At 55.4% G+C, this 13,844-nt stretch carries 12 protein-coding genes and 2 tRNA genes; 13 read left to right on the top strand and 1 reads right to left on the bottom strand.

The window, feature by feature from the left end; genetic code table 11:
• The first annotated feature begins 16 nt into the window (after positions 1-16).
• From pstB to phoB, 3 genes are all read left to right on the top strand, one after another.
• On the top strand, positions 17-832 hold the full coding sequence (gene pstB, locus IB237_RS00615) for a phosphate ABC transporter ATP-binding protein PstB (protein WP_192486690.1): 816 nt from the start codon (positions 17-19) through the stop codon (positions 830-832).
• 102 nt (positions 833-934) lie between these two features.
• Positions 935-1,654, top strand: a complete 720-nt coding sequence (gene phoU / locus IB237_RS00620; protein ID WP_192486691.1) for a phosphate signaling complex protein PhoU — start codon at positions 935-937, stop codon at positions 1,652-1,654.
• Positions 1,655-1,684: 30 nt separating this feature from the next.
• The gene (gene phoB, locus IB237_RS00625; protein ID WP_192486692.1) at positions 1,685-2,368 is read left to right on the top strand and encodes a phosphate regulon transcriptional regulator PhoB; all 684 of its coding nucleotides are present in this window, start codon (positions 1,685-1,687) and stop codon (positions 2,366-2,368) included.
• Between the two features lie 331 nt (positions 2,369-2,699).
• On the opposite strand, the gene IB237_RS00630 is transcribed toward phoB, so the two are convergent.
• Positions 2,700-2,786, bottom strand: a tRNA-Leu gene (locus IB237_RS00630).
• 545 nt (positions 2,787-3,331) lie between these two features.
• On the opposite strand from IB237_RS00630, the gene IB237_RS00635 reads away from it, so the two are divergent.
• The 10 genes from IB237_RS00635 to IB237_RS00680 all read left to right on the top strand — a co-directional run bounded on the left by IB237_RS00635 (position 3,332) and on the right by IB237_RS00680 (position 13,654).
• Positions 3,332-4,930: an ABC transporter substrate-binding protein gene (locus tag IB237_RS00635; protein WP_192486693.1), complete on the top strand. Its 1,599-nt coding sequence runs from the start codon at positions 3,332-3,334 to the stop codon at positions 4,928-4,930.
• Positions 4,931-5,073: 143 nt separating this feature from the next.
• Positions 5,074-6,078: an ABC transporter permease subunit gene (locus tag IB237_RS00640; RefSeq protein ID WP_192486694.1), complete on the top strand. Its 1,005-nt coding sequence runs from the start codon at positions 5,074-5,076 to the stop codon at positions 6,076-6,078.
• Between the two features lie 15 nt (positions 6,079-6,093).
• Positions 6,094-7,011 carry an ABC transporter permease subunit gene (locus tag IB237_RS00645; RefSeq protein WP_192486695.1) on the top strand — a complete coding sequence of 306 codons (918 nt, stop codon included), beginning with the start codon at positions 6,094-6,096 and terminating at the stop codon, positions 7,009-7,011.
• A 1-nt stretch (position 7,012) separates the two neighbouring features.
• Positions 7,013-7,867 carry an ABC transporter ATP-binding protein gene (locus tag IB237_RS00650; RefSeq protein WP_192486696.1) on the top strand — a complete coding sequence of 285 codons (855 nt, stop codon included), beginning with the start codon at positions 7,013-7,015 and terminating at the stop codon, positions 7,865-7,867.
• The gene (locus IB237_RS00655) at positions 7,864-8,724 is read left to right on the top strand and encodes a dipeptide ABC transporter ATP-binding protein (RefSeq protein ID WP_192486697.1); all 861 of its coding nucleotides are present in this window, start codon (positions 7,864-7,866) and stop codon (positions 8,722-8,724) included. Before IB237_RS00650 ends, IB237_RS00655 begins: the two co-directional genes overlap by 4 nt.
• An 89-nt stretch (positions 8,725-8,813) precedes the next feature.
• Complete coding sequence (locus IB237_RS00660; RefSeq protein WP_192486698.1) at positions 8,814-9,482, top strand: pseudouridine synthase; 669 nt, start codon at positions 8,814-8,816, stop codon at positions 9,480-9,482.
• Positions 9,483-9,491: 9 nt separating this feature from the next.
• Entirely contained in the window at positions 9,492-10,133 is a 642-nt protein-coding gene (locus tag IB237_RS00665) for a class I SAM-dependent methyltransferase (RefSeq protein WP_192486699.1), read from the top strand.
• Between the two features lie 30 nt (positions 10,134-10,163).
• Positions 10,164-11,333, top strand: coding sequence for an amidohydrolase (locus IB237_RS00670; RefSeq protein WP_192486700.1), 1,170 nt, complete (start codon positions 10,164-10,166; stop codon positions 11,331-11,333).
• A 255-nt stretch (positions 11,334-11,588) separates the two neighbouring features.
• A tRNA-Ser gene (locus IB237_RS00675) sits at positions 11,589-11,678 on the top strand.
• 383 nt (positions 11,679-12,061) lie between these two features.
• Positions 12,062-13,654, top strand: a complete 1,593-nt coding sequence (locus IB237_RS00680; protein ID WP_192486701.1) for a hypothetical protein — start codon at positions 12,062-12,064, stop codon at positions 13,652-13,654.
• Positions 13,655-13,844 lie beyond the last annotated feature (190 nt).

The following is a 13,844-nucleotide window of genomic DNA, read 5'->3' on the forward strand; positions in this document are numbered from 1 at the left end:
AAGGAGCTTGAAGCAGATGAACATGATGTCAGAAGCAGCAGTTGAAAAGGCGCTGGACAAGAAAATGAATGATGTTTCGCTTAAGATGATCGGCAAAGACGTTTCGGTTTATTACGGAGAGAAGCGCGCGCTTTTCGACGTGAACCTCAACGTTCGCGAAAACACCGTAACGGCGCTGATCGGCCCATCGGGTTGTGGTAAGTCCACATTCCTGCGCACATTGAACCGCATGAATGACACCATCGATGGCTGCCGCGTTACCGGCAAGATCACGCTCGATACGGATGATATCTACGATCCGGCCATTGACGTGGTGGAACTGCGTGCCCGCGTCGGCATGGTGTTCCAGAAGCCAAACCCGTTCCCCAAGACGATCTATGAGAACATCTCTTACGGCCCACGTATTCACGGCCTGGCAAAGTCGCGGGCGGACATGGACCAGATCGTTGAATCCAGCCTTCACAAGGCCGGTCTCTGGAACGAAGTAAAGGATCGCCTGCACGAATCCGGTACCGGCCTTTCCGGTGGCCAGCAGCAGCGCCTCTGTATTGCCCGTGCGGTTGCCGTCAGCCCGGAAGTCATCCTGATGGATGAGCCTTGCTCGGCTCTCGACCCGATTGCAACGGCACGTGTGGAGGAACTGATCCACGAACTGCGCACCAACTACACCATTGTCATCGTGACGCACTCGATGCAGCAGGCAGCTCGCGTTTCGCAACGCACGGCGATGTTCCACCTCGGCCATCTTGTCGAAGAAAACGACACTGACAAGATGTTCACCAATCCAGACGACCAGCGCACGCAGGATTACATCATGGGACGCTTCGGCTAATCCTGGAGTAATCGCTCGCTGTTAACGTGAAAGAATTGTGCCGGAGCGACTTGGAGCCATTTGGCTTCGTCTCGCGTCCTTGCAGAAGCCGGAGACTTTGAAATGACATCGACACATTCGCATATCTTGTCTGCTTATGACGATGAACTGAAATTCCTGACACGTCGCATCTCCGAGATGGGCGGTCTTGCAGAGCAAATGTGCGCGGATGCGGTTCGCGCGCTGGTCAACTCCGACGCGGCTTTGGCTCAGAAGGTCATTTCTGAAGACGTCGTGCTTGACCACGCGGAACGCGAAATTGGTGATAAGGCAATTGTGACGATTGCCAAGCGCCAGCCGATGGCGGCCGACCTGCGTGAAATCATCGGTTCCCTGCGTATTGCAAGCGACCTGGAGCGCGTCGGCGACCTTGGCAAGAACACTGCCAAGCGCGTAATCGCTGTTCAGGGCACGGGCGTACCACGCAAGCTGGCACGCGGCTTGGAGCACCTGTCCGAGCTGGCACTGGTTCAGCTCAAGGAAGTGCTTGATGTTTACGCAACGCGTTCTGCCGAGAAGGCCAACGCCATCCGTGAGCGTGATGAAGAAATCGACGCCATGTATACCTCGCTGTTCCGCGAACTGCTGACATACATGATGGAAGATCCGCGCAACATCACCACCTGCACGCATTTGCTGTTCTGCGCTAAGAACATCGAACGTATCGGTGACCACGCAACCAATATCGCCGAAACCATCTATTACATGGCAACAGGCAGCCAGCTTGAAGGTGATCGTCCGAAGGACGACAGCTCCAACACGCTCGGTGCTGTAACCGAATAATAGATAGACGGACTTGAGCGGAGTACAGCCATGTTGCCGAAGATCGCAGTCGTAGAAGATGAAGAAGCGCTGAGCGTTCTGCTGCGTTACAATCTAGAAGCCGAAGGCTATGAAGTCGACACGATCACACGTGGAGACGAAGCAGAAATTCGTTTGCAGGAACGAGTTCCTGACCTTCTGTTGCTGGACTGGATGCTGCCGGGTGTTTCCGGCATCGAACTGTGCCGGCGCCTCAGAATGCGGCCTGAAACAGAACGCCTGCCGATCATCATGTTGACGGCCCGTGGTGAAGAAAGCGAACGCGTTCGCGGTCTGGCCACCGGAGCGGATGACTATGTCGTCAAACCGTTCTCCACGCCAGAGCTGATGGCACGTGTGAAAGCCATGCTGCGCCGTGCGAAGCCCGAGGTGCTGTCTTCGGTGCTGAAATGCGGTGATATCGAGCTTGATCGTGAAACGCACCGCGTTCACCGTAAAAGCCGTGAAGTGCGCCTTGGGCCAACCGAGTTCCGCCTGCTGGAGTTCCTGATGTCCTCCCCGGGACGCGTGTTCTCACGTTCGCAGCTGCTCGATGGTGTCTGGGGGCATGATATCTACGTCGACGAGCGTACTGTCGACGTGCATGTCGGACGTCTGCGCAAGGCGCTGAACTTCTCCAATATGCAGGATGTCATTCGCACGGTTCGTGGTGCGGGTTATTCGATGGAAGCGTGATCCGGCTTTTCATCATATAAAAACGTCAAAGGCGCGGCTCATAGTCGCGCTTTTTGTTTTTGGCAGAGCTTTCACTACACAAGAGCTTGCAACTCCTCGCTGCTACCGTCGCTCGATATGAGAAGTTGGCATACCCACTTTCGGGCAAAATTGGCCTGAAAATTTGCGGTTTCAGACACGCCCAATCCGACGAGCAAAACTGCGTGCTCGAATTGGCCGAAATCTAACATTCTCGGACAGGCTGTGAGGAGTAATTTAGGCCCTAAACGCAAAAAAGCTCCGGAGACCGGAGCTTTTTTGCAGGCTGATTTAGATAACTAAATCAAGAAATTGGTGCCCAGAAGAGGACTCGAACCTCCACACCCTTGCGAGTACCAGCACCTGAAGCTGGCGCGTCTACCAATTCCGCCATCTGGGCGACGGAGAGCGATGTACGGCGAGCAGCGCTCTATGTCAACGGACTTTTTTATTTTTTATGACAAATTGTTTTCAGTCATACGGATTGGCGATTCAACTGATTGAAAATAAATAGTATTTTTACGTGAAAATTTCTGCGCTTGGTTTTGCACAGCCTCTAAGCCCTTGTTTTATGCGGATTCTGTGTTTTGCCTGATTTGCCAAGGTGCTGGTTTTGCGTGGCACCAATTCCGTCACATATCAGAGCCTGAAAATCAGGCTGGCCTGTATCGATACAGGAATCTCTGGTTGTAACAGAATAAATCATATCTTTAGGCAAAAAGGGGGCTTCCGCCTCTGCCTCTCGTGATGCTAAGACAGCTTTTCGGTTACAGCGCCCGTTATTTTGGCAATGGGGGCAGCGAGGCTGGAACAGCAAAACGGAAACTGCCTTGTGAAGCTCTTCCCGTGTTGTGGCTCCGGCATCGGAACAGACTGAAATTACGATAATGACTCAACCATTCCCGCCTGTTGGCACAAGCGGGAACATAAAAGTGGGAGCTATACATGAATTCCAAAATTGGCCTCATTGCGGCAGCATTGCTGTCTGCAACATGCTTCGCCAATGTAGCAAGCGCGAAAACCTTCGTTTATTGCTCCGAAGGTTCTCCAGAAGGTTTTGACCCGGGCCTCTACACCGCCGGCACCACCTTTGACGCCGCTGCGCACACTGTTTACAGCCGCCTGCTCGAATTCGAGCCCGGCACAACCAAGCCAGTTGCTGGTCTTGCTGAAAGCTGGGAAGTTTCGGAAGACGGCACGGTTTACACCTTCAAGCTGCGTCCGGGCGTAAAGTTCCAGACAACTGATTTCTTCACGCCAAGCCGTGAACTGAACGCAGATGACGTTGTTTTCTCCATCGAGCGCCAGATCAAGACTGACAACCCATGGCACCAGTATGTTGCTGGTACATCCTGGGAATATGCTGCCGGCATGGGCTTCCCGGAACTGATCAAGTCGGTTGAAAAAGTCGACGACATGACGGTCAAGATCACCCTGAACCGTCCTGAAGCGCCATTCCTGGCAAACCTTGCGATGCCATTCGCTTCGATCGTTTCGAAGGAATACACAGACAAGCTGGCTGCTGACGGCACCAAGGAACAGCTGAACCAGAAGCCAGTTGGCACCGGTCCGTTCGCATTCGTCGGTTACCAGCAGGATGCCGTTATCCGTTACAAGGCTAACAAGGAATACTGGGGCGGCGCGCCTAAGGTTGACGATCTCGTATTCGCGATCACCACCGACGCTGCTGTTCGTTACCAGAAGCTCAAGGCTGGCGAATGCCACCTGATGCCGTTCCCGAACGCTGCTGACGTACAGTCCATGAAGGCTGATCCAAACCTGCAGGTTATGGAACAGGAAGGCCTGAACGTTGCTTACCTCGCCTACAACACAACGCAGGCTCCGTTCGACAAGGTTGAAGTCCGCAAGGCACTCAACAAGGCGATCAACAAGCCAGCTATCGTTGACGCAGTGTTCCAGGGCATGGCAACGCCTGCCAAGAACCCGATCCCACCGACAATGTGGTCTTACAACGACAAGATCGAAGATGATTCTTACGATCTCGACGCTGCCAAGAAGATGCTCGAAGAAGCAGGCGTGAAGGACCTTTCCATGAAGGTCTGGGCAATGCCGGTTTCGCGTCCTTACATGCTCAACGCACGTCGCGCTGCTGAAGTTATCCAGGATGACTTCGCAAAGATCGGCGTAAAGGTTGAGATCGTATCCTACGAATGGGCTGAATACCTCGACCGTTCGAAGGCTAAGGACCGTGACGGCGCTGTATTCCTTGGCTGGACTGGCGACAATGGCGATCCAGACAACTTCCTCGACACACTTCTCGGCTGCGAAGCTGTTGGCGGTAACAACCGTGCGCAGTGGTGCAACAAGGAGTTCAACGATCTGGTGAAGAAGGCCAAGGTTACGACCGATCAGGCCGAGCGCACCAAGCTCTATGAAGAAGCTCAGGTTATCTTCAAGAAGGAAGCTCCTTGGGCAACCATCGACCACTCCCTGTCCATCGTTCCTATGCGTAAGGAAGTCAGCGGCTTCGTTCAGAGCCCGCTGGGTGACTTCACATTCGAAAATGTGGACATCGCTGAGTAAGCTGTCATCGTTAAGCGTGCCGCGTGCCTTTTAATAAAGGCGCGCGGCATTTGCTTTGTGCAGTTCCGACAAATTAAGATGTAGGCAAAATCGCCACACCTACCAACGAACAGGTTCCTGAAGGAACAGATCGAAGGTCTACTATGATTGGCTTCCTTGTACGGCGCATAGCTGTGCTCATCCCGACATTCATCGGGGTTTCTATCGTTGCATTTTTGTTCATTCGCTTGCTTCCGGGTGACCCGGTTGCCCTGCTGTCGGGTGAACGCGTCATGTCCCCAGAGCGCCACGCACAGATCAGTGCAGCGCTCGGCATGGATCGCCCGCTGGTCATCCAGTATCTGGATTACCTTGGCGGCGTCCTCACTGGCGATTTCGGCACATCCATTGTGTCCAAGTCGCCTATTCTCGGCCAGTTTCTTGCACTGTTCCCGGCAACGGTTGAACTGTCCTTCTGTGCGATCGTCCTGGCTATCGCTATCGGTATTCCGGCCGGCATCATTGCCGCCATCAAGCGTGGTTCTGTCTTCGATCAGGGCCTGATGGGCGTTGCTCTTGTTGGTTACTCCATGCCGATTTTCTGGTGGGGTCTTCTGCTGATCATCCTGTTCTCCGGTATTCTGCAATGGACACCGGTGTCAGGACGCATCTCGCTGATGTTCTTCTTCCCGCCTGTTACCGGCTTCATGCTGATCGACTCGCTGCTATCGGGCCAGAAGGGCGCATTTGCTTCTGCTCTGAGCCACCTAGCGCTGCCATCCATCGTTTTGGCCACCATTCCGCTGGCTGTTATTGCCCGCCAGACACGTTCGGCCATGCTGGAAGTGCTGTCGGAGGATTACGTCCGCACCGCACGCGCCAAGGGCCTGTCGCCCTTCCGGGTTATCGGCATCCACTCGCTTCGTAACGCCATGATCCCTGTCATCACCACCATCGGCCTTCAGGTCGGCGTGATGTTGGCTGGCGCTATCCTCACCGAGACGATCTTCTCCTGGCCGGGCATCGGCAAGTGGATGGTCGATTCGGTCTTCCGCCGTGATTACCCTGTCATTCAGGGTGGTTTGTTGTTGATTGCGGGCATCATCATGATCGTCAACCTTATCGTTGATGTTCTGTATGGCCTTATCAATCCACGTATCCGGCACTAAGAAGGAGAAATTCCCATGGCCGATACCGCCATTTCCAAATCCGCAGAGCCGGTTTCCGCCTCTGCGATGCGTCGCCAGATGCTCAAGGAGTTCTGGTTCTATTTTTCTGAAAACAAGGGTGCCGTCATTGGTCTCTATGTTTTCATTGCTCTGGTTATCGTTGCTGTTTTCGCACCGATCATCGCACCACATTCGCCGTTCCAGCAGTATCGTGATGCTATTCTTGTTCCACCGTCATGGATGGAAGGCGGACGCCTGACATATCTTCTTGGCACGGATCCGGTTGGCCGCGATATTCTGTCCCGCCTGATCTACGGTGCGCAGTATTCGCTGTTCATTGGTGTGTTCGTCACCACGTTGTCCCTCACCAGCGGTATCGTGATCGGTGTCATCGCCGGTTATTACCGTGGTTGGGTCGACACGATGATCATGCGCCTGATGGATATCATCCTGGCGTTTCCATCGTTGCTGCTGGCGCTGGTTCTGGTCGCCATTCTCGGGCCAAGCCTGACAAACGGCATGATCGCGATCGCACTGGTTCTGCAGCCACATTTCGTGCGCTTGACCCGTGCTGCCGTCATGGCGGAAAAGACCCGTGACTACGTCACCGCGTCACGTCTGGCCGGTGCTGGTCCGTTCCGCCTGATGTTCCGCACCATTCTGCCGAACTGCACCGCACCACTGATCGTTCAGGCAACCTTGTCCTTCTCCAACGCCATTCTCGATGCGGCCGCTCTCGGCTTCCTCGGCATGGGCGCTCAGCCGCCTGCGCCGGAGTGGGGCACGATGCTCGCCGAAGCACGCGAATTTATTCTGCGTGCATGGTGGGTAGTTACATTCCCTGGTCTCGCCATTCTCATCACCGTTCTTGCCATCAACCTGATGGGCGACGGTTTGCGTGATGCGCTTGACCCGAAACTGAAGAGGTCCTGATATGGCACTTCTGCAAATTGATAATCTCACCGTTGAGTTTGAAACGGCCAATGGCTGGTTCAAGGCTGTTGATGGCGTTTCGATTTCGGTCGATCCGGGTGAAGTTCTCGCCATCGTTGGTGAATCGGGCTCCGGCAAGTCGGTGTCCATGTTGGCTGTCATGGGCCTTTTGCCCTGGACTGCGCGCATCACCGCTGACCGTATGCTGTTTCAGGGCAAGGATATCCAGAAGCTGTCTGCTGCGGAACGCCGCAAGCTGATCGGCAAGGATATTGCCATGATCTTCCAGGAGCCCGTCGCAAGCTTGAACCCTTGCTTCACCGTCGGTTTCCAGATCGAGGAAGTTCTACGCATTCACCTCGGCCTTGGCCGCAAGGAGCGTCGTGAACGTGCCCTAGAACTGTTCCGGCTGGTTGGCCTGCCGGACCCGGCTGAACGGCTCAAGCATTATCCGCACCAGATGTCCGGTGGTCAGTGCCAGCGTGTGATGATTGCCATCGCCATTGCCTGCAACCCGAAACTTCTGATTGCTGACGAACCAACAACGGCGCTTGACGTGACCATCCAGAAGCAGATTCTCGATCTGCTGATGTCGCTGCAGGCGCAGAACGGCATGGGTCTGATCATGATCACCCATGACATGGGTGTCGTGGCGGAAACGGCTGACCGCGTGGTCGTGCAGTACAAGGGGCGCAAGATGGAGGAGGCCGACGTGCTGACCCTCTTCGAAAACCCGAAAAGCAACTATACCAAGGCTTTGCTTGCCGCATTGCCGGAAAATGCAACAGGTGACCGTCTGACGACCGTTTCCGCATTTTTCGATGGCGCACCAACGCCTGCGGGAGAAACAGCATGACAGCGAACCAGTCCAACAAGACCATGCTGGAAATTCGCAACCTGAAGCGGGATTATGAACTGCCGGGCGGCATGCTCAAAAAAGGCAGAACAATCCATGCTGTGAAAGGTGTCTCCTTCAAGCTGGAAGCCGGCAAGACACTGGCAATCGTCGGTGAATCCGGTTGCGGCAAGTCTACGCTTGCCCGCATGCTGACCTTCATCGACGAGCCGACCTCTGGTGAACTGCTGATTGATGGCAAGACGGTTGATACCCGCCCAGGTCACCTGACGGCGGAAATGCGCCAGAAGGTTCAGATCGTATTCCAGAACCCATACGGTTCATTGAACCCGCGTCAGAAGATCGGCGATGTTTTGTGTGAGCCTCTGCTCATCAATACAAAGATGTCATCTGCCGAGCGTCGTGAACGTGCAACGGAAATGCTGGTCAAGGTCGGTTTGGGTCCGGAACACTACAATCGTTATCCGCACATGTTCTCCGGTGGCCAGCGCCAACGTATTGCCATTGCGCGTGCCTTGATGCTGAACCCGAAGCTACTTGTGCTGGACGAACCGGTATCGGCGCTCGACCTTTCTGTTCAGGCTCAGGTTCTCAACCTGCTGGCTGACCTGCAGGACGAGTTTGGCCTGACATACGTGTTCATCAGCCACGACCTTTCCGTGGTGAAGTACATCGCTGACGAAGTCATGGTGATGTATTTTGGTGAAGCGGTGGAATACGGCACGCGTGAAGAGGTCTTCTCGGATCCGAAGCACGAATACACCCGCACCTTGTTTGCGGCCACGCCGCAGGCGGATATCGAAAGCATTCGCAAGCGCATGGCAGCCAAGGCTGCCGCCCGCGAACAGCGCGCATAATCGAAAAGAAATGCCGGGTGCTGTGCGAGAGCGGCACCCGGCATCAATTATCCAAGGCAAAACAGGCACAAACCGTGGTAAAGGGTGGCATGCCCACAACTCTTTCAAACCCTGTTTATACGCCGCCGATGGAGCCATACCTGTCCATCGTCCACCGGGATGACGACATTCTTGTCCTCGACAAGCCAAGTGGCCTATTGTCTGTGCCGGGGCGTGACCCTGCTCTCTACGACAGTCTGGCGACTCGCGTTCAAAAGCAGTTTCCCAAGGCATTGATGATCAACCGGCTAGACAAGGACACCTCCGGTCTTGTCCTGATGTCGTTGAACCGCAAGGCGCACGCTACCGTTGCTGCCCAGTTCGAAAACCGCACGACACGCAAATCCTACATAGCCGTTGTCTGGGGGCATCTTGCGCAAGAAAGCGGCCTTGTTGATCTGCCGTTGGCAATTGATCAGGACAACAAACCGCGCCACCGCGTCGACCATGAAAATGGCCGTTCGGCGCAGAGTGAGTGGCATGTGCTGGACCGCCTGCCATTACCGGCTACCCGGGTAAAGCTGCACCCGTTGACGGGCCGCACCCACCAGCTGCGCGTTCATATGCAGGCGATCGGCCATCCAATTCTCGGGGATGCTTTCTACGCCAGTGGTGACGCGCTTGATGCCGCGGATCGCTTGTTGCTGCACGCCGAGGAAATCGGTTTTCGTCACCCGGACGGACGTGATGTGTCGTTTCGCGTTACGTGTCCGTTTTGAGGTGGCTGCGTGAGCAAGGAAACCAACAACACAGATCTGGTCGTGGATTTTGTCGGTGGCGCTGTCGGTCATCGCTTTCGCGCTGGCGAGGGGCGGGGACAGGCCCTGGCAAAGGCTGTCGGGCTGACCAAGGGGCGCTTGCCGACTATCGTTGATGCAACGGCAGGTCTCGGCCGCGATTCCTTTCTGCTTGCTTCACTGGGCGCCAATGTCACGATGATCGAGCGGTCGCCGCAGATGCATGCGCTACTGGCGGCAGGGCTTGAGGCCGCAATGGCCGAAGGTGGTCGCTACGCTGAAACCGTAGCGCGGATGACACTGCTGCACGGCGATTCCAGGCTGCTGCTGCCCGGGCTGGAAACCGACGTCGTGTTGGTCGACCCTATGCATCCTCCCCGTCACAACAGCGCACTTGTCAAAAAGGAAATGCGCGATCTCCGCGACATTGTCGGCGCAGACGATGATCAGGCCGAATTGATGCGTGTGGCGCTTGAGGTTGCCAAAAAACGTGTGGTTCTCAAATGGCCGCAAAAGGCGGACCCGATGCCCGGTCTGCCGAAACCCAATCATCAGATTGACGGCAAAAATACACGTTATGACGTGTTCATGATCTTTGGAAAGACGGATGAAACGGCAACAGGGCAGGGCTAGCGCTTGCCCGTAATAAAGTAAGGTATTCGGATGTTTTTAAGCAATGACGACCTTGTTGAATTGACCGCATTTCGCCGGCAACTACACCGGTTTCCGGAAATATCCGGAGAAGAGAAAGAGACCGCGCAGCGCGTCCGCACTTACATTGAGCAGATGAAACCGGACAGGATCATCGAAGGTCTGGGCGGCCACGGTCTGGCTGTAATCTTTGAAGGCCGTGAACCCGGTCACTCACTGCTCATTCGCTCCGAACTGGATGCCTTGCCGATTTTTGAAAAGACCGGTCTTGCCTACAGCTCACAAATTGATGGCAAGGGCCATTTGTGTGGCCACGACGGCCACTCCACCATTCTTGTGTCGCTGGGCCTTGGTCTTTCACGGCAAAGACCGCAAAAGGGCCGCGTCATCCTGATGTTCCAGCCGGCAGAAGAAACCGGCGCTGGTGCCGCCGCTGTATTGGCTGATCCGCGTTTTGCTGAGATCGTGCCTGACGTTTCCGTTTCACTGCACAATCTGCCCGGCTTGCCACTTGGCCATGTCAGCATCATGGAAGGCGTGGTCAACTGTGCCTCGCGTGGCATCAAGATCAGCCTCAGCGGCAAAACCGCCCATGCATCATCACCGGAGCAAGGCATCTCACCGATGCTGGCACTGTCAGAGTTGATGCCTGCGCTGGTTAAACTGGGTATAGGGCTACCAAAGGCCGACGAGCCATTTTTGCCAGGTTCCGACTTTCGCATGGTCACCATCACCCATGCCAGTATGGGCGAAGCTGCCTTTGGCATTTCCCCTGCCGATGCCGAGCTTTGGGCGACATTGCGCACATTGTCGGATGACAATATGGATACCCTGTGCGCTCAGGCGGAAGCGCTCGTGACCGATATTGCCAATAAAAACAGTCTGAAATTTTCCATAGCCTACGATGATATTTTCCTGCATTGCGAAAATTCGCCCGAGGCGACCACGCATATCATAACCGCACTAAAGGCCGAGAACATTCCCTATGCCGAGGATTTCCTACCGATGCGCGGATCAGAAGACTTTGGACGTTTCGGCTCTGTTTCACAGTCTGCTATGTTTTTTCTGGGGGCCGGCCAAAACCACGCGAATCTGCACAATCCGGACTATGACTTTCCTGACGAGTTGATTGATATCGGCGCCCGGATTTTTATGCGGATCATACGCAACATCAATGGATAAGGGCTGATATTGTTACGGTCACAATGCCGAGAATTTGCTTCAGCCACCATGTCATCAACGGTCAATGCAACCGGGGCCTGACAATGTTTTGATGACTGATGCTGAGGGGATTGCACCAACATGAGCGGGGCCGAGGCACTTTTCTTGACGGCTTCGACATAAACTCGTCACGAACTGCATATTACCCCTTGCACGCTCCCGTTTTGCCCGTTATGAGAACGCCGCACTTGAAGCTTTATGGCTTCCTGTGTCCGCGGAGAGGTGGCAGAGTGGTCGAATGCACCGCACTCGAAATGCGGCATACGGGCAACCGTATCGTGGGTTCGAATCCCACCCTCTCCGCCATTTGGATTTTACTCCCCGCCACTTGCCCCGCAAGTCCTTGGATTTCCGCATAAAGCCACCGGTTGCCTGCGGCCTTACCGGGAGCAGAAAACATGCGGGTATCGCGCGCGGTACAGCTTGGGGTATCGCTGGAACCATCGACTGAAGGGGCTGAAATCTCGACTCAGGGGAAGGCGCGCTCGCGTGGGCCGGGACCCTATCTTGTCAGATCAGGGTCCGTTTACATCTTCCAGATAAAGATGCCGAAGGACTTGGGAGGCGGACGTGTACCTCCTCCCGTTCGACTGAGTCTGGGTGCGTGTTCTCATCGCCGGGCAAGGCTATTTGCCGATCTGTTGGCGGCACGAGCAAGACTGTTGTTCCACACGATGAGGACGCGATACATGAGCGAACCCGGAAAGCATGGAAGTGACACAGAGCCGGAGATCACTCTGGATGCTTCTGCAGAAGCTCTCATCGAGATGCGCGGCGAACTGAAAGCATATCTGCGGATTATCAACCAGCCCGATCCACCGGTCACCCCGGAGGAGTTGCAGAAGACTGCCGGAATACGCGATCTGGTCGGATTGCATCGGGAGCTTCGGAAGCAGGAGGACGGCGAGCCATTCAACGAGCTTATCGTCGGCAATGCTCAGTTGCTGGAGCATACGGCTCTTGCCAAGCTAGGCCAGACCGCTCGCTCATCTGTTGCCCCCGCCATCCTCGTACATGAGCCTGCTGCCGTTCCGCTGCCGCCCATCATCGAGGTGCCGACGCAGGTGGCACGCGACGAGAGCGGCAAGCGGATCCCCGCCTTTAAACTGGATCGCAGGACCGCGGCGCGCAAGTCGTCAACTCTGCCGTGCCTTGGCGAAATCATGGACGAGTACCTTGAGAAGCGTAAGCTCAAGAGTGGTCCGAAAGGCGCCAAGGATATAAAGACGGCCCGCGCTAGGCTTGACGTCTTTATTGAACTGATCGGTGACCACCCAGTCGATACATATAATCTCACCGATCTCCAGGCCTTCATTGACCTCATGCAGTTTTGGCCCGGAGACAACAATCTGCGTGATCCCTCGATGTCGGCCATGCAGATCATTGACGGCAATCGTAACCTTCACCTGCAGCCGCTAACCCTCAAATCGCTTCAGGAAGGCTATGTCGCCGTCGTCAAGGCTGCCATCCGTTCTTTGATGACCGCCGGAGAATATCCTGATCCCTTTTCGGGACCCAGACTCGTCTACCCATCGACCGCTGCGGCAGCAGTCAAATCCGAGCCGCTGGCGACAAGCAAGATCAGCCAGGTGTTCAGCACCGGGGTGGCTTCTGGGCTCATGGAGGACGTCATGTTGCCGCTGCTCGGCCATCTAACGGGTCGGCGCATCGGCCTGCTCATTCATCTGACCGGAAACGATTTTCGGGAGAAGTTCACGGGTGTCTGGGTGGCGCAGCTTGCCAGTGTCAAGAAGATCGACGACGTCTGGGTTTCCACTCCACACAAGACCGACGCCAGCACAAGCTACTTCGTTCTGCACCAGTTCCTGAGCGAGATTGGATTTGTCGAATGGGCGGTTCGGCAAAAAGGCCGCTTCCTGTTTCCCAATCTGATGAGGCTTGCCGACCCCAGCAAGAGCGCATCCTCCTATATGAACCGCTTGTTCGAGCGCGCGGGTATTAAGCCGAAGAAAAAGAAGGGCGAGGATGGGGATGGCGGCGGCAAGGAGGTGTTCCATTCATTGCGTGGCGGGAACATCGACGATATGCGCGATGCGAAGATCGAGGGCCGCGACAGGCGCATGCAGTCGGGTCATCAGGTCGGGAGTGACGAACACGACAACTATGGATTCATGAATCTGGGCGAGCGGCAGGCGCGGCAGATCGCTGAGCTACCCCTTGACCCGGAGATCGATTTTTCCGTCTTCCGGGGGCTGGATTTCGACAGGATTGCTCGGAAGAGGAGGGCGTCGGGACGCTCTCGCCAGAAAAATGGCGATTGACCCATGCGCGCCGACAACCGAGCATAAAAAAGACCGCCATCAATGGGACTGGAATCCCTAGGCGGTCTTTCAAGGTGTGTTCGAAGATGTTGAATGTCGGCGCTGAAATTGTAAAGACCCCTGACACGGGTCGGTGAGCGGGGGGCTGGGACATACCCCAGCCCGGACAACAGAACTTCACACCCTACAG

Source organism: Agrobacterium sp. AGB01 (assembly GCF_014851585.1).
In the GTDB taxonomy this organism is placed as follows: Bacteria; Pseudomonadota; Alphaproteobacteria; order Rhizobiales; family Rhizobiaceae; genus Agrobacterium.